Source organism: Kitasatospora sp. HPM-01-4, assembly GCF_051374625.1.
Taxonomy (GTDB): Bacteria; Actinomycetota; Actinomycetes; order Streptomycetales; family Streptomycetaceae; genus Kitasatospora.
The window spans coordinates 7816150-7839632 of record NZ_JBPQGP010000005.1 but is presented as its reverse complement, the minus strand read 5'-3'; the positions used below and the strand labels follow the sequence as shown (position 1 = coordinate 7839632).

Below are 23483 nucleotides of genomic sequence, written 5' to 3'. Positions count from 1 at the left end.
CGCCGCGCTCCCGGCGCTCTGATGCCCCCTCAGGCATCGCCTATGTCCGGAGGCGAGCCGGCGGCACCGGCCGACGACACGTGGGGTCTCAGGCGGATCGGTTTTCCGAACTGACCATCCAGGCGTACTTCTCCAGCGAGCCGATGATCCCGTGCAGCAGGTCGGCCGTGGAGGGATCCTCGCTGTCGACCTGGTCGCGGTGGGTGCGCAGCGTGTCGACGGTGGCGCGCAGGCGTACGGTGACGAGGTCGACCACGGTGCTCACACTCTGCTCGCCCTCCGGGAACCCGGGGAGTGAGGTGGTCGCCGCCACGGTGTCGGTACGGCCGTCCGGGCAGGCCCCGAGAGCCCGCATGCGTTCGGCGATGGTGTCGGCCGCCTCCCGGGCCTCGTCCACGACCTCGTCCAGCTGCAGGTGCAGGTCCCGGAAGTTGTGGCCGACCACGTTCCAGTGGGCCTGCTTCCCCTGAAGGTGCAGTTCGACCAGGTCCACCACGATCTGCTGCAAGGCTCGGGCGAGCTGCGGCGAGGCCGTGAACCCGGCGACATCGGTCCCCGAACGCCGGGAGCCCCCGGGGGCAGAGGAAGCGGTCATGGCATCTCTCCTTCGAGAGCACAGGAGACCGGGCCCCGGAACAGGAGGCCCGGTGGCTGACGCCAACAATCCTACGAAGGTCCCCCTGCGCCGCCACCCGGCGTTCGGCCGCCCTCCCGCCCGGTCGCGTCGGCGTCGCCCGTGAGGGATGCCCCCTCTGCCGCATGGCGGCTGAGCAGCGGTTTTCGCCGCCCGCCGCGACAGTTCGGTGCCGCCGGGTACTCGGCGGACCGCTCGACGACTACCGCGCCGCGTCGATCCCACGCCCTCCACGGATGAGGTGCTGTCACTGCGCCGGGATCGGGCGCACCGGGTGCTTGCTCAGGATGGACACGCGGTTGAAGGCGTTGATGGCGATGGCCACCCAGATGACGGCGGAGATCTGCTCGTCGGTCAGGACTTGGCGGGCGGCGCTGTAGGCGTCCTCCTGCGCCGCGGCGTCCGCCGGAGTGGTGGTCGCCTCCGCCAGGGCGAGGGCCGCGCGCTCCTGCGGGGTGAACAGCTCGGTGTCGCGCCATGCCGGGAGCGTGCCCAGGCGCTGCGCGGTGTCACCCGCCTGCAGCGCCGCCCTGGTGTGCACGTTGAGGCAGTAGGCGCAGCCGTTGATCTGGGACACCCGCAGGTTGACCAGTTCCACGAGCTTGCGGTCCAGCCCGGCCTCCTCCGCGCCCGCGCGGACCGACTCGGCGGTAGCGACAAGCGCCCGGTAGGCCTTGGGGCTCTGCTTGTCGACGAACACCCGCCGCCGCACCGGGGCCACGGTCACATCGCTGGTCACATCACTCACGGGAACTCCTCCGGCGGTTCACTGTCGGACGGCACTTCGCCATGGCATGATAGTTGAAGATACAACCATTTGGGGAAGTGGGAGAGCACATCGTGAGCACCATCGAGACCGGTTCCGTCGAGCCCCGCGGCGACGCCCCGGCGGACGGAAGGGCCGAAGCGCGGGCACCACGGGTGGAGGTCCTGCCCGCACGGGACGTCCCGCTCGGCGGACCACGGGCGATGACGGTACGGCGCACACTGCCGCAGCGCTCCCGGCCCCTGATCGGCGCCTGGTGCTTCGTGGACCACTACGGACCCGACGACGTCGCCGAGACCGGCGGGATGGACGTCGCCCCGCACCCCCACACCGGGCTGCAGACGGTGAGCTGGCTGTTCACCGGCGAGATCGAGCACCGGGACAGCCTCGGCGTCCACGCGTTCGTCCGGCCGGGCGAGCTGAACCTGATGACGGGCGGTCACGGCATCTGCCACTCCGAGGTCTCGACCCCGGCGACCACGGTCCTGCACGGCGTCCAGCTCTGGGTGGCGCTGCCCGAGGAACACCGGCACACCGAGCGGGACTTCCACCACCACGTGCCGCGCCCGGTACCCCTGGACGGCGGCGAGGCCCGGGTCTTCCTCGGCACCCTGGCCGGCGACACCTCCCCCGCACCGACCTTCACCCCGCTGCTCGGCGCCGAACTCACCCTCGACCCGCACGCCACCGTCACCCTCGACGTGGACCCCGCCTTCGAACACGGCCTGCTCGTCGACCGCGGCGAGGTCCGGATGGCGGGCACCCCGCTCCGGCCCGCCGAACTCGGCTACCTCGCCCCCGGCACCGCCACGCTCACCCTCACCAACACCACCGACACCGAGGCCCGGACGATCCTGCTCGGCGGCCCGCCCTTCGAGGAGCAGATCGTCATGTGGTGGAACTTCATCGGACGCTCGACGGAGGAGATCGCACAGGCGCGGGAGGACTGGGAGAAGGGGGACCGGTTCGGGGAGGTGCACGGCTACGCGGGCGCTCGGCTTCCCGCTCCCGTGCTGCCTTCGGTGCCGCTGAAGCCGCGCGGACGGGCGCGCTGATCTGCGGAGATTCGCTCTGAGGGGCGCGTCGGAGTGTCGCTGATCGGTCGGGACTGGATGCCCCGCCGCACCCCGGTGGGCGGGCCACCAGGCGGTCTTGTTGATCACTGCGAAAGCTCTCTTTGGGAGTGACTCAAGTCATATGTTTGGGCATGTGTGACAGGGTCCAGTCGGATCGATGCTGACCTTTTGCTGACTTTCCTGATGGGCAATCAGGTAAGTGGTCTGGACCAGTTTCAGGAATTGACCTGCGTCTCGTGTCGAGTCGGAGCTGCCCCTCGCTGCTGGAGGGGCGGGACGTCACCGGGGGCTGACTCACCGGGCAGCGGGAGCTGATCCGATCTCGACCACTCGCGCCCATGGGGGCGGTGAGTCAGGTACGTAGTCGGGGTCGTCTTCGTCCCACGAGCGGGCTGTCTGCTGCCGGGGGAACAGGCCCACGACCGTCCGGCACGGTGGCCGGGTGCTCGGCCAGGGTGTCTGCCCGTCGGTCAGGACCACGATGACATCCGGTCGGGGGCGTGCTTGGAGCGCCTTGGCAAAGCCGGTGCGCAGATCCGTGCCCCCGCCGCCTATCAGCGGGATTCCCTCGGCACGGCACAGCGGATGCACGGTCTGGGCCGCGGCGTCGCACGGCAGCACGGTGATCAGGTCGCGACGGCCGCCTACGGCGCGGGAGATCGCGGCAACTTCGAGGAGCGCGCTGCCCAGTTCGGCGTCGCTGACCGACCCGGAGGTGTCGATGACCACGCAGACCCGCGGCGGCCTGCGCCGCAGGCTCGGCAGCACGGCGCCGGGCACCCCGGCTGAGCGGCGCGACGGCCGGCCGTAGGTGTAGTCCTCGCCCGCGCCGGCGCCGGAGGTCGCCGAGCGGACCGCCGCTCCCAGCAACTCCCGCCATGGCTGGGGCGGGTGGAACGCTTCCTCCGCCCACCGCCGCCATCCCTGCGGGCTGTCTCCCGGGCGGGCGGTGATGCCCTGCGCCACCCGGAACCGGACCGCGTCCCGTTCCTGCTCGCTGAGGCCGTGCGCGCCGTCCGCTCCGAGGTCCCACTCCCGTTCCAGTCCGTCGGCGCCGCTGCCGCAGTCCAGCCAGGCCAGGCTCTGCGTTCTCGGCCCGAGCTGGAACCAGCGCAGGTAGTCCTCCATGAGATGCCCCTCGGGCAGCCCCAGGGTTCCCGGCTCGACGGCACCTTCGGGTCGGATCAGTCCGTCGCCGAAGACATCGTCGTTGATCTCGAAGTCCGCGGCGATGTTCATCCGCAGCCGTTCCCCCGGGCCGGTCAGCCCACGCTCACGGGCGACCCGGTCACTGCGCCCGTGGTGGTCGCGCAGCAGGTGGGACACCTCGTGCACCCATACTCCGGCCAGTTCCTCCACCGGCGTGCGGGCCACGAAGGCCGGCGAGACGTAGCAGCGCCAGTGCCGGTCGACGGCCATCGTCAGGACCCGCCGCGACTCCACGGTGTGCAGGGCGAACAGTGCCGTGGCCAGGTAGGGCCGGGCCCGGGCGGCGTGCAGTCGGGCGGCGAAGAGCTTGTCGCGGTCCAGTGCCCTCGGTGCGGCCGCGGTCATCGGCCGGCCTTCGCGGCGACCGCGGCCTGGGCTGCCGCGCGGTCTGCTCGCCGGGACAGGGATACCGCGCCGGCGAGCCGCTCTATCGATGCCGGAACGTCCCAGTCCTGTTGGCGCAGTGTGGCGAGGGTGGTCGCGGGGACGACCACCAGGTCCGGGGCTCCGGTCTCGATCGCCCTGGCCAGGAGCTCCCACGCGGCGTCCCAACGGGACTTGTCCGGGCGCTTGCGGACCGCCTCCACGACACCGTCGAGCACGGCTTGGCGCAGGTCCCCCCGTTCGGGTATGACGGCACCGGCCGGGTCGGCGAGCAGCGTCTCGGGGTCCGGGAGGTCCATCCGGTCCAGACCGGCCAGTAGCTCCAGCCCCGGGCCGTCCCCCACGGTGCCCCTGACCAGCAGGGAGAGTACGTCCCGGGAGGAGCCGGCCGCGGTCGCGAAGGCGATCAGGTGCAAGGTCATCTCCCAGCTGCGCGGTGACGGCCAGGGGCCGCCGCGGCGGGTTTCGCTGTCGGGCAGCCGGTGCACGAGCCCGGGACGGGCCGCGAGGAGCCCGCACACCGCACGGCGGGCGAAAGCCACGGCCTCCGACAACCTCTCCGGGTCAAGCAGGGGCAGGCTTGCCAGGGGCCAGGTCCCACCGAGGCCGCGGACCACGACCTCGTGGTCGTGCGTCCAGTGGAGGTGAACGAACCGGTTGGCCAGCGGCGGGCTCAGCTCCCAGCCGTCGGCCGCCGAGGATCGCGGATTGGCAGCGGCCACGATCCTTACTCCGCGCGGTAGTTGGAGGGCGCCGATCCGTCGCTCGAGCACCAGTCGGAGCAGGGCGGCCTGCACGGCGGGCGGCGCGGTGGAGAGCTCGTCCAGGAACAGCAGGCCCCGGCCGGCCCGGACCAGTCGCACGGCCCAGTCCGGCGGGGCCATCGGGACACCGTGCTCGGCGGGATCGTCCCCGATGACGGGCAGACCGGAGAAGTCGGACGGTTCGTGCACGCTGGCGATCACCGTGGTCAGCGGCAGGTCCAGCGCTGCGGCGAGCTGGGTCAGGGCGGCGGTCTTGCCGATCCCCGGTTCGCCCCACAGCAGCACGGGCAGGTCGGCGGCCACCGCCAGGGTCAGGGCCTCCAGTTGGGTGTCGGGGCGTGGTTCGGTGGTGGTGTCGCGCAGCATGGCCAGCAGCTCGTCGGCGACGCCGAGCTGGGAGGTGCGGGTCGGGTCGGAGGGGGTGCTGGTTGCGGCGGACGGAGCGTGCCTGGACATGTCTGAGTCACCTGTGGGTTCGTGGTGTACGGATGAAGAGGGAACGCAGGTTTCTGGGTCAGCGGGAGGTCACGTGGCGGGGGTGCGTGCGGTGATCGCGGGGACGGCGGCGGTCCAGGTGGCTGGGGGCGGGCCCGGGGCCGATCAGGCCCGCCCTGAACAGCCCGTAGGTGATCCGCCGTTGGGTGGCCGCTTCCAGTTCGTCGCGCAGCGCGCCGTCGCGCAGCAGCGCGTCGGGGCCGAGCAGTGCCTCGACGACGGCCAGGGCGCCGGCGGTGTCGCCGTGGTCGAGGCGGGCGCGGACGTCGTCGAGGCACTCGGGGTGACGGTGTGCCTGGTCGATCGCCTGCAGGCAGGGAAGCGGCGTACCGGTCAGTGCGGCCAGGAGTTCCTCCCCGCGGAGCTCGGCCGGGTCGTGGTCCAGTGCGGCCAGTACCCCGTTGATCAGGCCGATCCGGTGCCGGGCTCCGCGGCACTCCACGAGGCGCGGTCCGCCGGCCCGGTCAGGGGTGCGGGGCGGGCCGGCGGGCCGATGGCCCGGTACCAGTGCCGAGGCGACCAGCGGGTGCAGCTGCTCGGCTTCGATCAGCCCGGCGCGGAGCAGGTCCAGGTCGGGCAGCCTCCAGGTCGCCGCGTCGGGCAGGACGGGCAGCGCGGAGGTGCCGCCGTCCGTGGCCGCCCTGATCCGCAGGGCAGGCGGCGCGGCGCCGTTCCGGTCCGCGACCAGGTCCAGGGCCAGCCGCTGTCGGGCTCCGAGCCGCACGGAGACGGCGCCGGTGGGCCGCTCTTCGGCGTGCAGCAGAATCCCCGCCTCGGCCGCCCAGCGGTCAACGGCACAACCACGTACCTGCGGCAGCATCCCCGGTAGATCCGAGTGGATCACCGGGTCACCGACGGTGGGCGGGCGATCGGCCCCGGACCGGATCCGCAGCTCGTTGGTCCTGCGCGTGTCCCACAGGTGGCGGTGCAGGTCGAGGCGGTACCGCCGGTCGGAACGGGGACGCGGATGGCGGCAGACGCTGGCCTCAAAACGTGAGCCGTCCCACAGCGCGAGGCTGATCCGCTGACCGGCATCCGCCCAGGCCGGCGGCGTTCGGACCACGAGGTGCACCGGGCCGGGACCGTCACGCCCCGCGCCGTCGTACCGGGCGAGCGCAATGGTCACACCTGGGCGCAGCAGCCCGTCAGGAGCGATCCTCGGCATGTGCCAGCGCAACAGGTCAGGAGCCAGGTGCCGGAGATCGGCCCGGACCTGGGCTGCGAGCTCTCGGCCGTAGGTGCGTGCCACGGAGCGCAGATCGAGATCGATGTCGACACCTGCGGCGGCGCACGCCCCTGCCCAGTCCCCGGCCTGGCGGCGGTCGGTCGCGGTCTCGATCACGGAGGGCGGCACGGCGAACTCGCGCACGCGCAGCCAGAAGGAAAGGCGGGAATCCCCGTTCGCGGTCTGAGTGAGCATCAGCACTCACCTTGCGCGGACGGGACCCCCAATCGCTGAGAGTGAGTCATCATCACGGGGAGCATAGCGGTCCCACCTCGACCTGTCAGGTGCTTTCCGGTCGAGCATCCCGACTCCGAAGCCGGACGCGAGCGAGCCAGAACGCCTCACCGCGTCCGGCGCGCACGCGGCCACCAATCCACTCCGATCCCGAGCGATGTGAAGCGTGGTCAGCGTATCTGTGCAGCGTGCGCGGGGAAGTTCTGGGACGTGTTTGGGTGCAGTTCGTCCTGAGTGAGTGGTGCTTCAGGCTGCGAGGCGGAGTCTGTCCTGGTAGCGGGCTTGGTGGACACGACGGTGTTCCTGGATGTCGGCGATGACCTGTTCGCTGTTGCTGGCCAGCACACTGCGGGCTTGGGCGGCGACCCGGCTCTCGGTGGCGGGGGCCAGGCCCTGCTCGCGCAGCTTCCTGGTCCGGCGCAGGATCTGGGTGCTGTGTATGTGTGGGGCGAGCATGCGCTGCAGATGGGTGGTGGCGACCTGCCGGTGCTGGGAGAGCGCGGCGGCGATCTGGTAGGTCAGGGCACCAGGCTCGGTGTGCTGTTTATGGCGAGGGGGCGTCGGGCCGGCCCGCCTGCACCGTCTGGGTCATGATCGTCACCGCGCGCGGCGCGGTCATGGCGTCCCAGCCCTCAGTCCTTCGTGACGGCGATACAGTCGACCTCGATGTCGAAGGGGCCCGTCCACTCCGGCACGCAGAAGAAGATGCGGGCAGGCGGGTTGTTCGGAAAGAAGCGCTTGTAGACCTTGTTGAAAGCGTTGAAGTGGTCGGCCGAGATGCACATTGCGTTGCACTTCAGCACATGGTCGAGGTCCGAGCCGGCGGCCTCGAGCGCCTCCTTAATCTGGGTGAGGATGAGCTCGACCTGGCGTTCGAACGGCGCGTTCGGGACGATTTCCCCGGTGTCGGGGTCGAAAGGCGGCATGCCCGAGATGAACACCATGTTGCCGGCCCGGGTGCAGGTCGACACCGGCGCGCCCCACTTCTCGAAATTGCTGTCGATGGGTTCGACCCGAATGATTTCCCGTTCCATGCTCGCTCCTTGTCGGTAAGGCGTCAGTCAAGCCTGGATTTTTCGCGAAAGTCCGCCGATGAGTGCGTGCGAAATGCGAAAGTGTCTGCCCTGCAAGACACAATAGGATTTCTGAAGGACTCCACACGCCAGGCTGGGTACGAATCTCTGCTGACGGCCTGGGTGGCCTGTCGCATGCCGGGATGGGTATGGTGCGCGAACTCGCCGACCTGACCACACTTTCGGTGCAGGTCACGGCCGTGCTCGCGGACACATACAAGGGTCCGCGGGTGTACGAGCCGGGCGGTGTTCGCCGATCTGGTCGCCACGGCCGCGCGAGCACTGGCGTGGGCGGCCGGTGCCGCACCCTCCGCGGGTGGGTGGCTGCACATCGATGTCGATGCCACCATCACCATCGACCACTCCAACAGAACGCGGCAGCGACCTGGAAGAAAACCTACGGCCACCACCCACTACCGGTGTTCCTGGACCGCCCCGACATCGCCGACAGCGAAGCCCTCGCCAGGCTGCTCCGCGTGGGGAACGCGGGCTCGAATACCGCCGCCGACCACGTTACCGCGCTCGGGTGGGCGGTGCACGCGTACATCGAAGGCTCCGCAAGCGATATCGCACGCCGCGGCGCGGATGGACTCTGGCAGAACCTGATCGACAATCGTCGTGGGACGGCGGTGCGACAGCCCGCCTGACGCGTGTGCGTCACGGCAGCTCTCGGCGACGGACCCACTCTTCAGCGTGGCGTCGACGATCACCGCCACGTGGCGAAACTGCCCGTATCACGGTAATTCGCACCATGTGGTCGACATTTTGGACCTGTGCGCCCGTGATCGCTCGGGAACTCGTCCGACCTGGCCCACGAAGGATGCGCCATGACGACTATCGAGCTCTACCCCGACGACGTGTCGGGTGCTCGATCGTCGGGCAGGCTCTCGGGCAGCGCGGGGGCGATGTCGCTGGGGCGTACGAGTCCGGTGAGGACGCCGAGGCCGCATGCCTGTTCCTGACTGGAGACACCGAACTTGTCCAGGATGGACGGCACGTAGCCGCGCATCGATTCCACTTTGACGTGGAGGGCGTCGGGGACGGGAAGACGCTGCTCGATGGCGGTCTCACTGACGCTGGTGAACCCCGCCGTCGCGAGAAACTGCTCCTCATCCAAGGGTCGGCTGAGCCGTCCTTCGCCGATGGGTATCAAGGGCTGAAACTCGCGGAAGAGGGCACCGTAAAACTCCCACTCCGGCGCATCCTCGACCGCGCCGGGGACGGAGAAGGAGAACACTCCGCCGGGAGCGAGGACTCGACGGATCTCCTGGGCTGCCGCAGCCGGATCGTCGAGCAGGTGGACGACGAATCCAGCACAAACCAGGTCGAAGGAGCCGTCGGGGAAGTCCAGCTGGTGAGCGTCCATCACCCGCGCCTCGTGAACCTACGGGTACTGGGTCGAGATCCGCTCGACCATGCCAGGGGCGCAGTCCACCGCCGTCACCTGGCAGCCGCGGGCGAGCGCGGCGGCGGTCAGGGCGCCGCGCCCGGCGCCCAGATCGAGGACACGGGTGCCAGGCACCGGAGCAAGCCACTCCATGTGTGTTGGCCGAACCCAGCGAAGAACGGCAGTACCTCGTCGTATACAGAGGCCACTTGGTCGAAGAGGGCGGTTACTCGTGCTGCGGTCATGGCCGGCCATCCTGACAGAAAGTCAGATGGTGTGTTACGGGGGTCGCTCATCTTGTCCATTGTCCGCTCTACGTACAACCCCGTTCACCGACCAGCCCGCACACGAACATCCCGCGCCGACGGCCGACGCGGGATGACCTCTCCCCCTTTGTCACTCTGCGTAACTACGGCTGCAGTAGGCCCGAGCCTGCCAGCCTCAGTAGCTGCCTTTGAAGCTCTGGGTCTGATTCCTTGATCCGTATACGCACAGTGGCCCCTCTCAGGCGGGGCCACGGGGTGACGGTGCGTCGAGCCGTCGAGTCGCGTTCGCCCGCATGGGGGAATGACACCGTCCTGGCGAACCGTAAGGCTCTGGCCGGTAGTCCTGGGTTTACGTCCTGCTCTTGCGAAGGGGTGAGGGTGTGCCCAGGGGGAGTGTGAAGTGGTTCATCCCAGAGAAGGGGTATGGCGTTATCGCCCGGGATGACGGCGAGGCGGACGCCACGGGCGGTGTGGTACTGGATGGATCGGTACTGCACTGCGCGCGCTCGACGTCCTCGCCGCCGACGGAGGCCCGCTCGACCCTTGTGCTACCGCCACCAGGGGCGGCGGCGGACCTCCGCCATGTGCTGCGCGGGCTCGCTCACCGACTGGGCGTCTTTGCTCAGGTGATGCAGGTGCTCTTGCACCCAGAGCAGGTGCGGGTGCGGCAGTTCAGGCTCCGGCGACGCTTCGACCGGTGCGTTCGCGTCGGCCGTTGACGCCTGCCTTGGCGTGGCTGGCGCCATCAACAGCGGCGGCGAAACCGTCGTCGGTCCGGGTGATGGCCGGCTCACCTCCTGGGCGATCGTTCCGTAGAACCCGGCCAGGTCCGCCGCCTCGATCCGGAGCTCGGTGCAGGCCGGCGCGCCCGCGTACCCGTCCGACCCCGCCAGCGGCAGGCAGGCGCTCCAGGGGACGACTCCGACTGCGGGGTCGGCCGACGCGACCGGCGTGGCCGGCCGCAGCGCGGCCAGGGTATGCGCGGTCAGCCGCAGCCGGGTCGCGGCGTTGACCAGCGTCCACAAGTCTTCCTTGCCCAGCTTCTTGCTTCCCTGCTCGGTGAGGAAGCAGCGCATCGCGTCGTCGAGCCTGATGCCCGCGCTCACCGCGGCGATCGAGGCGGCCGGCGGCACCATCAGCTCGCTGAGCGCCCAGTCCACCGCTTGGGTCAGGAACGCCGCGCCGGAGCGGAAGGCGTCGGCGAGATCGTCGCCGACCACCGACGACGCCCCGCGTGGCCACAGCAGCACGCCGACCGCCAGGCTGACACCGCAGCCGATCGCCACGTCCTCGATCCGCAGCAGCCCGATCGTCCAGCCGACCGGGGCGAGCAGGTTGAACACCACCACGACCGTCACCGTGAAGGCGGCCTGCCCCACCAGGAACGGCGTGGTTCCCGGCGCGTACGCGGCGACGAGCACCGCCACCGGGAATACCGCCCACAGCGCGCCGGGATGGGTCCCGATCCCGATGAGCAGCGCAGCCCCCACCACGAAGCCGACGACGGTGCCGCCCAGCGCGCGCAACGCCGTCGATCCGGTCGCCGCGGCGTTGGTGCGCAGCACCGACAGCGTGCCAAGCACCACCCAGAACGCGTGCTGCACCCCGGACGCGTCCGCGACGGCGACGGCAGCGGCGAGCGCCACCGCCGCGCGCAGCGAGTTGAGGAACCAGACCGAGCGGATGGACGCGTGCCGCCGCACCAGTGTGACCGCACCGATCAGGCCCTGTATCCGGGGTGAGTTGGCCGCTGCGGCCAGCGCGGCGGCGGCAGGCGTGGCGATTGCAGGCACGATGGCGGCCGGGGCCGCCGCGGCGGTGGCAGCATCGATGGAGAAGCCGTACCAGTCACGGCGCTCCGCCTCGACCGCCTCGGCGGAGGCACGGTGGCTGACGATCAGCGCGTCCGCGGCGGCGCCACGGGCGACGACCGCGATCGACTGCGCGTGCACCGCCTGCGCCGCCGCGACCCGTGCGTCCGGCTCGCCGGCGCGGCCGGACAGGTCACGCAGACGCTCCGCCGACAGCGTCCGCGCCTTCTCCAAAGCGGCGAGATCGGGGTTGGCCGCCTGGCCGGCGAGCAGCGCCTGCGTATCGGCGAACAGGCCTGCGGCGGCGCGCAGCAGCGCGCGGTCTTGCGGGCAGGAACGGGCCACGTCGATGTGCCCGTCGAACGCGTCGCCAACCTGCGACGCGCCCCACTCCAGCAGCTGCACCAAGCTGCCCAGCGCTTGGTCGGCGGTGCCAAGCATGGTCGGGCGATACGGCGCGGCATCGAACGCGGAGCGCAGTGGCTCCCTGGCCGCGCGCATCGCCGCGGGCGTCGTCGTCTGGCCGTCGGCGGCGGCGCGCAGCCGGCTGGCCAGCCCGCCCGCCAGTTCGGCGGCGGCGGCGCGCAGCCGGTCCCCCGGGGCGGGCGGCGAGAGCAGCAGCACCGCGATGGTTCCGGCGACGGACGCCATCCACCAGCCCTCAAGCCGGCTCGGAATCGTGGCGGCACCGCCCGCGGAGACAACCGGCAGCACATAGGCGAACATGGCCGCGATGGCGCCGGTCGCCGCGTTCGGGCCGACGATCCCGCCGAAGAAGATCGCGAACGTGACGGGGACCGTGACCAGGGCGGCGAGCCAGGTTGTCCCGCTGACCAGCGTGCCGATGATCAGCGCGAGGCTGCCGACGACGGCGAGCCACGTGTGCGCGGACAACTTGTTGCTCCTGGTACCGCCGAATCCGGCGATGACCAGCGTGGCGATCCCGCCGAATACGGCGTACAGCGCGGCCTGCGGGCTGCCGATCACCATGTAGGCGATCGCGAACAGCGACGGGACAACGACGGCCGCCCGCACGGCGCGCATCGCAGCTGGTACTGACCAGGTCGGTTTCCACCATTCCTGCGGCACGCAGTCAACCCTACCTACGGAACTCGTGCCGGGTGACGCAGCTAGAGCTCGGTGGGGAGCGTGTCCGTCAGGCTCGCTCCGGCCTTCGCGAGGATGCCCTCGATGTTGCTCCACGCCTGTCTCACCTGATCGGTGATGTTGTCCGCCAACGCGCCGTTCTCGTCCAGAGCCCAATGAAGGAGAGCATCTTCTGACGGTGCAGAACGAGTCCGAGCACGTGACGGGACGCTCATGCAGGCACCAGGCACCAGGCACCGGCGCCCCCGCGCCCAGGCCGGCGCTGAACGCGATCCGGCGATAGACGAACACGAGGAGAGCGCAGAGATGACGCCGAACAATACCGACGAGCAGATCCGCCACGTTTTCGACGAGTGGCACCGGGCCGTCAAGGACCAGGACGCCGAGGGCATGGCCACCCTCTACGCGCACGACGGGGTGCTCGAGACCCCGGCCGTGCTGGCCCTGTGGCCCGAGCGCGAGGACGCCGTCGTGCACGGCAGAGACGCCATAGCCGACCGGGTGGGCAACGGCTCTGCGGGCTGATGACGACCTGGCTGCGGAGGTCCCGTAGGCGGTGCCGGTGGAGTTGCGAGCCCTCCAGGGCTGATGACGACCAGCCACCGCGACATCGCCAGCCGGATTGGCGTCACGTTGCGAGCCCTCCAGGGCTGATGACGACCCGATGGTAAAGCAGCACGTCGCCGTGGGTTTCAGTTGTGTGGTGGGGTGCACTCTTGCAGCGACTGACCGGTAGTGCATCCCCGCTGGTCAGAGCGTTTTGGGTGCGGCGGGTGAACGGGTGGAAGCTGGTCGCGTCGGTATCCATGGCCGTCGGTAACGGGTCTGTCCAGCGAACGTTCGCTGGACAGACCCGCTCCTGGCGGAGGCTGGACATCGCGTGACGGGCGTGGACCTGGCGCCGAGGATGGTCGAGCAGGCTGAGGAGAAGCTGGCGACCGCTGGTCTTTCGGGCCGCTTCCTGGTGGGTGACGCGGCCGTGCCACCCACCGGTGACCAGGCGTTCGATGTCGTGCTGTCGCGCCACCTGGTGTGGACGCTGCCCGACCCCGAGGCCGCGCTGCGGGAGTGGGCGGCCAAGCTTCGGCCGGGCGGCCGGCTGGTGCTGGTCGAGGGCCGGTGGCGCGAGTCCGGGCAGCACGGTGTGCCGTATGTGGCCGGGGCGGAGCTGCTGCCGTGGAACGGCGGGGTAGGTGCCGATGACCTGGCGACCGTCGTGCGGCCGTTCGTCGCTGATCTGCGGATCGAACCGCTGAGCGGGGACGCGGACTTGTGGGGCGGTCCGGTGAACGACGAGCGGTATGCCCTGATCGCCCAGGTCTGACCCGTGCCGGGTGGGCGCTCTGGTGATGGCGCCCACCCGCAGCGGTGCGGGGCCGTCAGGTCAGGGTGCCCGCTTGGTGTTCGAGCGAACAGATGATCCAGTCGATGACGGTGTCGAAGCCGTAGTGGGTGTTCACGGCCTCGTCGACCACCGTGCTGGCCGTGGTGAAGAAGTCGGCCAGGCCGCAGAGGAAATCGGCGAGCTCGGCCCGCTCGGCGGGGCGGTGCGGGTCACGTGGCGGCTGCTTTGGGCTTGGCGGTGGTGCTGGCCAGGCGGAAGGACTCGGTGCCGGTCTCGATGATGTGGGCCTTGAAGGTGAGCCGGTGTCGGCGTACACGTGAACGTCCCCAGCCACGTACGGATGAACGTGGCCGCTTCTTGATGCGTCGTGGGCTGTTGCCCGACACTCTGCTGCTTGGTCGGTGAGGAGAGTGCGGAGGGCGGCTGACGGTGGTTCTGGATCCGCATCGCTGGTTGGAACTGAGGCGTTTCCGTGGCCTGTTCGATTCCGGGTCGATGAGTCTGTCGGAGATCGCCAGGGAGACGGGGCTGGACCGGAAGACGGTCCGTAAGTACCTCTCGGCCCCGGGCCCGGCCACCCCACCACGCCGGTCGTCGAACGGACGCTCGCGGGCAAGGGTCATCGACGAGTTCGCGCCGCTGGTCGACTCGATGCTCCGGGCGGAGGTCCTGATGAAGGCCGCCGTGATCCACGAGCGCCTGGCCACCGAGTACGGGTTCACCGGGAACTACCAGCGCGTCAAGCTCTACCTCCAGGAGGCCCGCCCGCGGATCGCCGAAGAACTCGGCATCACACCGAAGGAGCTGGCGGGGATGCACCGCCGGTTCGAGGTGATCCCGGGCGCCCAGGCCCAAGTGGACTGGGGGGACGAGGGCAAGATCCTCGCCCACATGGGCATCGACAAGGTCTACTCCTTCCACATGACGCTGTCGTACTCGCGCGACCCGTTCTGCTGCTTCACCACCAGCCAGGACCTGCAGACGTTCTTCGACTGCCACCGCAGGGCGTTCGCGCACTTCGGCGGGGCACCGATGACGATCGTCTACGACCGCACCAAGACCGTCGTCCGCCGCCACGTCGCCCCGGGCGAGGCGGTCCCGCTGCACCCGGAGGCGGTCGGCTTCGCCGGCCACTACGACTTCGACCCCGACGTCCTGGCCGCCTACCGCCCCACCGGCAAAGGCCGGGTCGAACGCCAGGTCCTGATCGTCCGCGACCACGTCCTGTCCGGCCGGGCCTTCTCCTCCATCGAGGAGATGGACTCCGCGTTCGCCGCCTGGGTGCCCATCCGGCGCGCTCAGATCCACAAGACACACCGCGAAGTCATCGGCGAGCGGGCGGCCCGCGACCACGCGGCCCTCAAACCGCTGCCACCCACCCCGTATCTGGTGGCCGAGCGGCACCTGCGGCCCGTCGGCAAGGACTGCCTGGTCGCCTTCGGCGGCAACCTCTACTCGGTGCCGGCCCGCAAGGTGCGACCGCGCCAGCTGGTCGAGATCCGGGCCACGAAGTCGCAAATCATGCTGCACTCCACCGTCCCCGGCACCGACGGCGAGACACTGCTGGCCATGCACGCCAGGGCGGTCGGCCGGGGTGCCCGCGTCGTCCAGGAGACGCACTGGGACGGCCTGCCCACCGGCAAGGGACGCCGGACCACCACGGGTGATGTCCCCTCCCAGCCCCGCCACGAGCGGCCTCTCGGCCGGGAAGCCGGACCCCTGCAATCCCTGCTGAACCGGGCCGCGATCACCCGCATCGAAGTCGGCCGCCGTCCGCTGTCGGTCTACGACGAGCTGACCGGTACCCGCCCCTTCACCACCAACCGACCGACGAAGGAACCCTCTTGAGCCAGCTGACCGGCAACCGCATCCGGACCACGGCCGCCAAGCTCGGCCTGCCCCACCTGGCGGAGACCATCAACGAGTTCACCCGGCGGGCGGACGAGGCGAAGATGGGCTACCTCGACTTCCTCGACCTGGTCCTGTCCGAGGAACTCGCCGTCCGCGACGACCGGCGCTTCCGCCAGGGCCTGCGGCTGTCGAAGCTGCCCCACCACAAGACAATCGACGAGTACGACTTCTCCTTCCAGCCCGACCTCGACCCGCGCAAGGTCAAGGACCTCGCCACCCTCTCTTTCGTCGAGGCCAAGGCCAACGCCGCCCTCCTCGGGCCGCCCGGGGTGGGAAAGACACACATCGCCGTCGGGCTCGCGGTCGCGGCCTGCCGAGCTGGTTACTCCATCTACTTCACCAGCCTCGACGACATGGTCCGCAACCTCAAGGCCGCCGAGACAGCCGGTCGCCTGGCCAACAAACTCGGCACCTACCTGCGGCCCGGCGTCCTGGTGGTCGATGAGGTCGGCTACCAGCCCCTGGAGCGAGCCGAGGCGAACCTGGTCTTCCAGGTGATCTCCAAGCGCTACGAGAAGGGCTCGATCATCCTGACCTCGAACAAGACCTTCAGCGAGTGGGGACAAGTCTTCGGCGACGAGGTCCTCGCCACCGCCATCCTCGACCGGCTCCTCCACCACTGCGACGTGATCTCCATCAACGGCCCCAGTTACCGCCTGAAGAACCGCCTCAAGGCCATCGAGCGAGACGCGGAAGTGGCCTGACATCCAGCCTCGTTGGACGTCGACTGTCCGCCGAGCTTGACCGGTGTCAGTGTGCGTCAGGAGTAGAAGCCTCGGCCGTACTCTTCGCGGTTCAGCTGGAAGTCGTCCGGTCGATCACGGCGGAGCTCCTCGTAGCGCGCGACGAAGGCGTCCAACGCCTCGTGCAACGTGCAGTCCGACACCTCCCGGATTGCCTTGATCGCGAAGACGATCCGGTGATCCAGGATGTCGCGGTCTACGCTCTCCGGCAGCTGTCCCATGGGGTCGACAGCGTAGCGGAGGCCCCGCGTGCACTGGGCCTGAGCGGTTGGGACCTCCTGGCAAGCAGCCAAGATCTGGCGCCAGAGACCGCCTGATAGCTGGGGACGTTTAGGCGTACGCAGTTGGGGAGTCAAGGCCGTACGCCGACAGCCGGTCGACAATGGCCTGACAGAGCCGCTTGTTCGTGAAGGTCTGGTCCCACTCGATGAACGGTTGGTTGGAGGCGATCGCGATCGCGTGCCGTTCCTCGCGCTCGGTGAAGATCTGGAATAGCAGTTCGGCGCCGTGCCGGTCGAGCTTGACGTAGCCCAGCTCGTCCAGGCAGAGAAGGTCGACGCGCCCGTACTTTTTGATCGTGCGGCCGAGCTGCTTGTCATCGGCGGCCTCGGCGAGCTCGTTGACCAGGTTCGCGGCGGTCGTGTAGCGCCGCCGGCCTCGGCGACCGCGGTGCCGATCCCGATCAGCAGGTGGGACTTTCCGGTCCCGGAGTCGCCGATCAGGCAGAGTGGCTGACCGGCCCTCACCCAGCTCATCCTTGCCAGTGTGTTCACGACTTCCGGGGAGACGTTCGGGCTCTTCGAGAAGTCGAAGTCCTCGATGCGCTTCTGGCGTGGGAAGCCCGCCTCCTTGACCCGGCGCATCTTGCGCCGCTCCTCGACCTCCGCGAGGACGGCTTGATAGATGTCCTGCAGTATCCGCAGACCATCGAGCATGAATGGGTGACGTCATGACGGTAGAACAGGCAGCCTCGTAGGCCCGCGCTGCGGTCGTGTAGGCGCCTACACAGCGACCAGGACAGCACGGCCAACACGCGCCTCCCGATGCTTTCGCTGGGGCGCGATGCCGAGAATCCGGCTTCCGTTGGGCGGGTCAGCTTTGGGGGCCGCTTGCCGCCGGCTCGTGCCGGGAGAGGGTGGGGGCGGGCGGGGCCCAACGGTGGGGGTGCGGGACGGTGTGGGAGACGCCGTAGTCGGGTTTGAGGTGTTCGGGGATGGCGTAGTGCATCACGCGGCCGTGGGTGAGGGAGCTGAGTTCGAAGCGGGTGACCAGGGAGCCCAGGGCGTCCAGGGCCCAGGTCGCGAGTGGGGAGCGGTCTTCGAGGGTCTCCAGGGCTCCGAGGAGGGCAGGGGCCGCGTTGACGAGGGTGTCCCAGGAGGTGCGGGGGACTTTGAGCCAGTCGGCGCAGGTGTCGCCGATGAGGTAGCGGATCAGTGCGCCGACGAGCGGGTCGAGCAGGGTGCCGGGGACGACCTGCTCGTACATCTCGATCAACTGCCCGGTGAGGTGGGCGCCTTCGTCGCTGGGGCCGAGGTGGCGGGCCAGATAGAGGTCGAGGAAGCTGCGGGCGCTCTCGAGGTCGGTGGGGGCTTGGGTCTGGTCGACGCCGAGCATAGCCCCGACCACGCGCCAGGCGTAGAAGTAGGCCTCGGCGCCGTCGGTGGTCATGTGGATGTTCAGGCGGTGCAGGCTGTCGAGCACGAGCAGGGAGAACAGCATCTGCCCGCCGATCATGTCCTCCTGGCAGATCGGTGTGCCCAGCCCTGCGGTGTCCCACCGGTCCGCGCGCCGCAGGTGGTGGCGGATGGAGGCGTGCAGCAGGCGGACCTTCTGGGCGGCGGGGACGAACCGGCCGCCGTTCTCGAAGGCGTCGGGTTGCATCAGGTAGACGGTGAACTGGCCGGTCTCGGCCATGCGCCGGGAGGGGTACTCGAGGGAGTGGGTGGCGCTGAGCAGCCTGGCGACGTGCGGGACGGCGTAGCAGGCGGGCATGGCGGCGAAGGACAGGGCGGTGGAGATGTGCATGTTGTTGTGGAGGAAGAACAGCCGGGCTTTCTCCATCTCGCCCCAGTCGACCCAGTCCGGTGCCGTGCTGGTGGCGTGCAGGTACTCGCGGGCGACGTCCGGAAGGCCGTCGGGCAGTTCCTGGCCCGCGGTGGAGAAGTAGCGCATGAGGGTGTTGAACTTGCCGATCTCGCCTCGGGCGAACAGGGCGTCGACGGTGGCGTCGGCGAGCTCGTCGCCCACCTGGCGCAGGGCGTTCATCACGGCGGGCGTGTAGGTCATCACGGCTCCTGACAGGTCGGAGAAGGACGCGGAGATCCTGGGCGGCGGCGAAAGCGGGGCGCGCGGGCCGACGTCGGTCAGTGGTGGCGGGCGGTGGCGAGGTCCGCGAGATCGGCCAGCGCCCGGGCAGCCTGCCTGGGCAGGCGCACGGCGTCCAGGGCCTCGGCGGCGGTCTGGACCCGCTGGGCGATCATCCGCTCGATACGGGCGGGTGCCTGGGTGCGGTGCATGATCTCGCGGACCCGGTCCAGCGACGCGACGTCACTTCCCGCGCCGCCCAGAAGCATGCGCAGTTCGCGGCGCTCGGCGGGGGTGGCCCACCGCCAGGTCTCGGCCAGCAAAGCGGTGGGGCGCCGGGCGGTGATGTCGTCCGCGTTCGCCTTGCCGGTGCGCGCCGGGTCGCCGAACAGGCCCAGCATATCGTCACGCAGTTGGAAGGCCTCGCCCAGCGGCAGCCCGTAGCCGGTGAAGCACTGCCTGACCTCGACTCCGGCTCCGCCCAGGACGGCTCCGATGAGCAGCGGCTGCTCCACCGTGTACTTGGCGGTCTTGTAGCGGACCACCTTCAGTGAGGTGTCGGTGTCGGGGCGCGCTCCGGTGTGCAGGATCTCCAGGCACTCCCCCGCGACCAACTCCCGTGCCAGCGCGGCCCACAGCGGTCTGGCACGGGACAGGTAGGCCCCCGGCAGGCCGCAGTCGGCGAACAGTTGGCCGGCCCAGGCCATGAGGAGGTCACCGACCAGCATCGCCAGTGCGTCGGCAGCCGCCGCCGGCCGCGGGACGCGCGGCAGCGCGTCGCGCAGCGCCCATTGGGCGGTGGGGCGGCCGTGCCGTATCCGGCTACGGTCGATCAGATCGTCGTGGACCACGGCAGCGGCATGCACCAGCTCCATCGCCGCGGACGCCCGTATCAGCGCGTCGCTGTCTGCCTGCCCGGCCGCTCGCCAGCCCCAGTAGCAGAACGCCGCCCGAAGTCGCTTGCCATGCCGGGTTGCTTCCACCAATTGTCTTGCCACGGGCGCCAGTTCTTCGTCAATAGCGAGCAACTGCGCGGTCTCCTGGTCGACGAACGCACCGAGTGCCGCGTCCACGCGCCCCTTGAGGACGGCGTGTGGCATGTCCTCAGCCGCCGGCACGGTCACCACGGGCGCCCACGTGCCGGGCCACGATCTCCAGGTAGGCCGGCTCGACCGCGAAACGACCAAGCACCACGCGGCCCCGCGCCAGGACCTCCCGATGGCCCTGATCGGCCAACTCGGCGACGTCGGAACGCCCGAGCACCGCACGTCCCCGCGCCACCACGCCACCCAGACCGTCGACCAGCACATCGGCAAGGCCCGCCGCCAGCAGCACCGCCTCGCCCAGAACTCCCCGCCGCTCCGATCCCAAATCCGGCATCTCGCACGCTCCCTCCCCAGCCGCCGATCCGGCAGCGGCCAACTCCCCCACCCTGTCACCCCGCAAGGTCCGCCGCCCGCCCTTCCCTCACCCGTCCTCTGGACACCCATCGATCGGGTGATATGAGCTATCCAGCGTTGACTGATTTCCGGATTCGACGAAGTCCTGAACCGGGTGAGTGCTCACCGATTCAAGCCGATGCTGCTACCACCGCTGCTGGCCCTGTCACGCCCTCCGACGGCCCTCAACAAGTAGCCGGAGGGATCGGCAGACCTGCTCGGGCCTGCTCGCCCTGCCCACCACCAGCGGCCTCGGCACTTGCCGCTGTCCATAGCGGGTCCAGTGCTGGTAGGAGTCTGTGATCGAGTGATCTGACTTCCCTGGCACCGGGTCGAACCAGATCACTCCGCGTCGCCGGTGGGCCGAAGTCCTCGACTGACGAACCAGGCGGAGCTGTTCAGGTGGCGTTCGAGTCCTCAGGCGTTACGTCGGCTCGGGCCCGGGGACGCTGAGCCCACCGGGCTCCCCGGCGATCCCCTAAGCCTAGAGAGGCACCGAATCCTCATGAGCATCACCCGACGAACCGCCCGCGCCCTGGTGGTGGCCGCTACCGCGGCCGCACTGGCCGGCCCCGCCGCCACGGCCACCGCAGTCACCACGAAGCCCGTCCCCGAGTACGCCTGCGACAACCTCAGGGCCGACACCAGCCCCGTCGGCCGCTGGGACGCCTTCGGCGACTGCGAGGTCGTCCACGGCAACCTGCCCGAGCACGGGCCCGTACACGGAGAGTTCAAGATTCGGGGGAGGTTCAGCGAGGCCGTCGTCCTGTGCGAGTTCGTCGCACCCGCCTCCGGCTTCGCCGACCTGCCGCGCCACGTCGAAGGCCGGCACTGCCACCTCCTCGACACGTAGCCCCGCAGCTGTGAGAGGCTCGATGGATGCCTGATCCCGCCCTGCCGAGCCGCCTGCCCCGCTTCCGCTGGGCCCGGCCCGCGCTGCTGGTGCTGATCCTGGCGGCGGTGGCCGGGTCGACGGCGTTCTGGGACCGCGCACCGTGATCGGCGCGGTGCCGGGCGTGTGGTGAGTGCTGGTGTTCGTCCTGCTCTTCGCGCTGGGCACGCTGGCGTCCCTGCCCAAGCCTGCGCTCAGCGTTGCGGCCGAGGTGCTGTTCGGAGAGCCCCGCCGCCGCCCGCACACCGCCTCGCGGGCGCAGGCCTCCCCCGCCCTCGCAGCGACCCGGCACCCGGCACCCGGCACCCGGCACCCGGCACCCGGCACCCGGAGCACAACGGCTCCCCGGCGCCTGACGAAGCCCCGAGTCCGCTTACCCCCTCCCGCAAGCCCCGCGCCAGTGCCCCGGTTCGCGGGACACGGTCACCCGTAGATGCACCGAGCCCCCGGTACACGGCCCGGCCGGCACGCAAGGCGCCGGCGGCGCGCTCCTGGACGACACAGACCCGGACGAGTCGGTGGCGTAGCGCTCGACGTTGGCGGCGGCGGTGGCGAAGACGCCGGGCCACGCCTCCTCTTGGAGGACAGCCTGGTGCAGGACCTCGCGGACGGTGCCGAGGTAGTCGTCGAGGTGGCGGCCGGCGCGGGCGCGTGCCCCGCGTTCCGGTGAGGGTGCGGGCGCGGCCCCGGAGGCCTCTCTCAGAGACGGTTCCGTCGGAGGCGGTCACGTCCCAGCCGCGGTCAGCGCCCCGGCCGGGACGCGGGCCTGCCAACCGGGCCGGGCGATTTCCGCCTTCGTCTTCGGCCCCCTCGCCGACTACGGGGTGATGATGCCTGCTTTGGCGGTGGAGGGCAGCAGTTGGGCGGTGCCGGCGAAGGCGGCGGTGTAGCCGTCGTTGGCGAGGATCAGCGGGAAGGTGATCGCCTCGGAAAGCTGGGCGGTGCCTTGGGCGTTGGTGATGGCGGTGCCCAGGGTCCGGTTGCCGGTGCTGAAGGTGATGGTCTGGCCGGGCACCGGCAGTCCGGTGACGAGGTCGACCAGGGTGGCGTAGAGGAACGGGTAGAACACCTGCGGCGGGAACAGCTTGGCCAGCGCCGGGGTCGCGGTCAGCGAGGTGGCGTCGGCCAAGTAGGTGAAGCCGTTGACCAGACTGGCGGTGCCGCTGGGGGTGGTGACGGTGACGGTGGCCGGTCCGGCCGCCCCGGGCGGGGTGGTGGCGGTGATCTGCGTGCCCGCGGCATTGACGGTGACGTTGGTTGCGGGGTTGCCGCCGATGGTGACGCTGGCGCCGGTCAGGTTGGAGCCGGTGATGGTCACCACGGTGCCGCCGGTGGCGGGTCCGTGGTTGGGGCTGATGCCGCTCAGCGTGGGTGCGCCCTGGAAGACGCTGACGCTGTTCGACCCGAAGTTTGCGACGTAGACCTTGCCGTTGGGGGCGACCGCCACGTCGATCGGCTCAGTGCCGACGGGTATGGCGGTGCCCACCACGGTGTTGGTGGCGGTGTCGATCACGGTGACGTTGTTGGCCCCGAGGTTGGCCGTGTAGGCGATGCCGTTGGGGCCGACCGTGATTCCCCAAGGGTTGGAGCCCACGGGGATGCTGGGGACCAGGACGGTGTTGGTGGTGGTGTCGATGACCGTCACGTTGCTGGACGCGATGTTGGCGACGTAGGCGTTGCCGTTGGGGGCGATCGCGATGAAGTTCGGCTGGGTGCCGACGGGGATGGCGGCGCCCATCACGGTGTTGGTGGCGGTGTCGATCACCGTGACGTTGTTCGACCCTCGGTTGGCGACATAGGCGTTGCCGTTGGGTGCGACGGCCATTCCGACCGGGTTGGAGCCGACGGCGATGGGCCCGCCCACCACGGTGTTGGTGGTGGTGTTGATCAGGGACACGCTGTTCGCGAAGAACTGGCTGACATAGACGTTGCCGCTGGGAACGACCACCGCCGCGGCCGGACCGCCGGACAGCGGGATCGGGGCGCCCACGAGCGTGTTGGTGGCGGTGTTCAGCACCGACACGTTGGCCGAGCCGTTGTTGGGGATGTAGGCGTTGCCGTTGGGGGCGATCGTCAGCCAGCTCGGGGTGGTGCCGCCCTCGGGGATGCTCGCGATGGTGACGGTGTCGGTGCTGGTGTCGATCAGCGTCACGTCGTTCGAGCCGCTGTTGGTGACGTAGAGGTCGCCGCCGGGGGTGAACGCCAGCCCGACAGGACTGGTGCCGACAGCGATCGTCGGGTCTTCGGGGCCTGCCGCCGCCACCTGGTCGGTGACGGCGTGGCCAACAGGGCTGGGGATCGGCAGCAGTTCCTGCACTGGTGTCTGAACGTCCGTACTCATGCGGACCCCTTCGGTAGGGGCTGCCCTCGTCCCGTCGAGCCGTCGTGTAGAACTCGCCCAGGACGGCGGATCCCGCC

General features: G+C 70.0%; 19 protein-coding genes and 4 pseudogenes. 7 read left to right on the top strand and 16 right to left on the bottom strand.

Annotated elements, in window-relative coordinates:
• Positions 1-88 precede the first annotated feature (88 nt).
• Together ACSMTC_RS33935 and ACSMTC_RS33930 are read right to left on the bottom strand one after the other, a co-directional pair.
• Complete coding sequence (locus ACSMTC_RS33935) at positions 89-595, bottom strand: Dps family protein (protein ID WP_436563575.1); 507 nt, start codon at positions 593-595, stop codon at positions 89-91.
• Between the two features lie 286 nt (positions 596-881).
• Positions 882-1382, bottom strand: coding sequence for a carboxymuconolactone decarboxylase family protein (locus tag ACSMTC_RS33930; RefSeq protein ID WP_436563574.1), 501 nt, complete (start codon positions 1380-1382; stop codon positions 882-884).
• 92 nt (positions 1383-1474) lie between these two features.
• On the opposite strand from ACSMTC_RS33930, the gene ACSMTC_RS33925 reads away from it, so the two are divergent.
• Positions 1475-2455 carry a pirin family protein gene (locus tag ACSMTC_RS33925; RefSeq protein WP_436563573.1) on the top strand — a complete coding sequence of 327 codons (981 nt, stop codon included), beginning with the start codon at positions 1475-1477 and terminating at the stop codon, positions 2453-2455.
• A gap of 315 nt (positions 2456-2770) precedes the next feature.
• Here ACSMTC_RS33925 and ACSMTC_RS33920 read toward each other — a convergent pair whose 3' ends face one another.
• From ACSMTC_RS33920 to ACSMTC_RS33900, 5 genes are all read right to left on the bottom strand, one after another.
• Positions 2771-4030, bottom strand: coding sequence for a vWA domain-containing protein (locus ACSMTC_RS33920; protein WP_436563572.1), 1260 nt, complete (start codon positions 4028-4030; stop codon positions 2771-2773).
• A complete protein-coding gene (locus tag ACSMTC_RS33915; protein WP_436563571.1) occupies positions 4027-5289 on the bottom strand; it encodes an AAA family ATPase in 1263 nt (420 codons plus the stop codon). The genes ACSMTC_RS33920 and ACSMTC_RS33915 overlap by 4 nt, the downstream gene beginning before the upstream one ends.
• Positions 5290-5347: 58 nt before the next feature.
• Positions 5348-6748, bottom strand: coding sequence for a hypothetical protein (locus ACSMTC_RS33910; RefSeq protein WP_436563570.1), 1401 nt, complete (start codon positions 6746-6748; stop codon positions 5348-5350).
• Positions 6749-7033: 285 nt separating this feature from the next.
• A complete protein-coding gene (locus ACSMTC_RS33905; RefSeq protein WP_436563569.1) occupies positions 7034-7243 on the bottom strand; it encodes a hypothetical protein in 210 nt (69 codons plus the stop codon).
• Positions 7244-7419: 176 nt separating this feature from the next.
• Positions 7420-7821 carry a RidA family protein gene (locus ACSMTC_RS33900; RefSeq protein WP_436563568.1) on the bottom strand — a complete coding sequence of 134 codons (402 nt, stop codon included), beginning with the start codon at positions 7819-7821 and terminating at the stop codon, positions 7420-7422.
• A gap of 107 nt (positions 7822-7928) precedes the next feature.
• On the opposite strand from ACSMTC_RS33900, the pseudogene ACSMTC_RS33895 reads away from it, so the two are divergent.
• Positions 7929-8441, top strand: a pseudogene (locus ACSMTC_RS33895) (IS1380 family transposase); the annotation flags it as partial.
• A gap of 263 nt (positions 8442-8704) precedes the next feature.
• Here the strand turns inward: ACSMTC_RS33895 and ACSMTC_RS33890 are convergent.
• Both ACSMTC_RS33890 and ACSMTC_RS33885 read right to left on the bottom strand, forming a co-directional pair.
• Positions 8705-9400: pseudogene (locus tag ACSMTC_RS33890) on the bottom strand (class I SAM-dependent methyltransferase).
• Between the two features lie 661 nt (positions 9401-10061).
• Complete coding sequence (locus ACSMTC_RS33885) at positions 10062-12413, bottom strand: FUSC family protein (RefSeq protein ID WP_436563567.1); 2352 nt, start codon at positions 12411-12413, stop codon at positions 10062-10064.
• 324 nt (positions 12414-12737) lie between these two features.
• Between ACSMTC_RS33885 and ACSMTC_RS33880 the strand changes: the two genes are divergently transcribed.
• Both ACSMTC_RS33880 and ACSMTC_RS33875 read left to right on the top strand, forming a co-directional pair.
• On the top strand, positions 12738-12956 hold the full coding sequence (locus ACSMTC_RS33880; RefSeq protein ID WP_436563566.1) for a nuclear transport factor 2 family protein: 219 nt from the start codon (positions 12738-12740) through the stop codon (positions 12954-12956).
• A 331-nt stretch (positions 12957-13287) separates the two neighbouring features.
• Positions 13288-13755: pseudogene (locus tag ACSMTC_RS33875) on the top strand (class I SAM-dependent methyltransferase); the annotation flags it as partial.
• A gap of 55 nt (positions 13756-13810) precedes the next feature.
• Here ACSMTC_RS33875 and ACSMTC_RS33870 read toward each other — a convergent pair.
• On the bottom strand, positions 13811-14092 hold the full coding sequence (locus ACSMTC_RS33870; protein ID WP_436563565.1) for a hypothetical protein: 282 nt from the start codon (positions 14090-14092) through the stop codon (positions 13811-13813).
• Positions 14093-14271: 179 nt separating this feature from the next.
• Here ACSMTC_RS33870 and istA point away from each other — a divergent pair, with 179 nt between their 5' ends.
• Both istA and istB read left to right on the top strand, forming a co-directional pair.
• Entirely contained in the window at positions 14272-15624 is a 1353-nt protein-coding gene (istA, locus tag ACSMTC_RS33865; RefSeq protein ID WP_436557614.1) for an IS21 family transposase, read from the top strand.
• Positions 15621-16391 carry an IS21-like element helper ATPase IstB gene (gene istB, locus ACSMTC_RS33860; RefSeq protein ID WP_436557615.1) on the top strand — a complete coding sequence of 257 codons (771 nt, stop codon included), beginning with the start codon at positions 15621-15623 and terminating at the stop codon, positions 16389-16391. Before istA ends, istB begins: the two co-directional genes overlap by 4 nt.
• Positions 16392-16447: 56 nt before the next feature.
• Here the strand turns inward: istB and ACSMTC_RS33855 are convergent, their stop codons facing one another.
• From ACSMTC_RS33855 to ACSMTC_RS33835, 5 genes and pseudogenes are all read right to left on the bottom strand, one after another.
• Positions 16448-16651, bottom strand: coding sequence for a hypothetical protein (locus ACSMTC_RS33855; protein ID WP_436557616.1), 204 nt, complete (start codon positions 16649-16651; stop codon positions 16448-16450).
• 136 nt (positions 16652-16787) lie between these two features.
• Positions 16788-17329 (bottom strand): annotated as a pseudogene (locus ACSMTC_RS33850) (ATP-binding protein); the annotation flags it as partial.
• Positions 17330-17522: 193 nt separating this feature from the next.
• Positions 17523-18716, bottom strand: coding sequence for an oxygenase MpaB family protein (locus ACSMTC_RS33845; protein ID WP_436563564.1), 1194 nt, complete (start codon positions 18714-18716; stop codon positions 17523-17525).
• 77 nt (positions 18717-18793) lie between these two features.
• On the bottom strand, positions 18794-19834 hold the full coding sequence (locus tag ACSMTC_RS33840) for a polyprenyl synthetase family protein (protein ID WP_436563563.1): 1041 nt from the start codon (positions 19832-19834) through the stop codon (positions 18794-18796).
• Between the two features lie 4 nt (positions 19835-19838).
• Complete coding sequence (locus tag ACSMTC_RS33835; RefSeq protein ID WP_436563562.1) at positions 19839-20114, bottom strand: polyprenyl synthetase; 276 nt, start codon at positions 20112-20114, stop codon at positions 19839-19841.
• A gap of 564 nt (positions 20115-20678) precedes the next feature.
• On the opposite strand from ACSMTC_RS33835, the gene ACSMTC_RS33830 reads away from it, so the two are divergent.
• Positions 20679-21026: a hypothetical protein gene (locus tag ACSMTC_RS33830; protein WP_436563561.1), complete on the top strand. Its 348-nt coding sequence runs from the start codon at positions 20679-20681 to the stop codon at positions 21024-21026.
• 856 nt (positions 21027-21882) lie between these two features.
• Here the strand turns inward: ACSMTC_RS33830 and ACSMTC_RS33825 are convergent.
• Positions 21883-23406: an IPT/TIG domain-containing protein gene (locus ACSMTC_RS33825; RefSeq protein WP_436563560.1), complete on the bottom strand. Its 1524-nt coding sequence runs from the start codon at positions 23404-23406 to the stop codon at positions 21883-21885.
• Positions 23407-23483 lie beyond the last annotated feature (77 nt).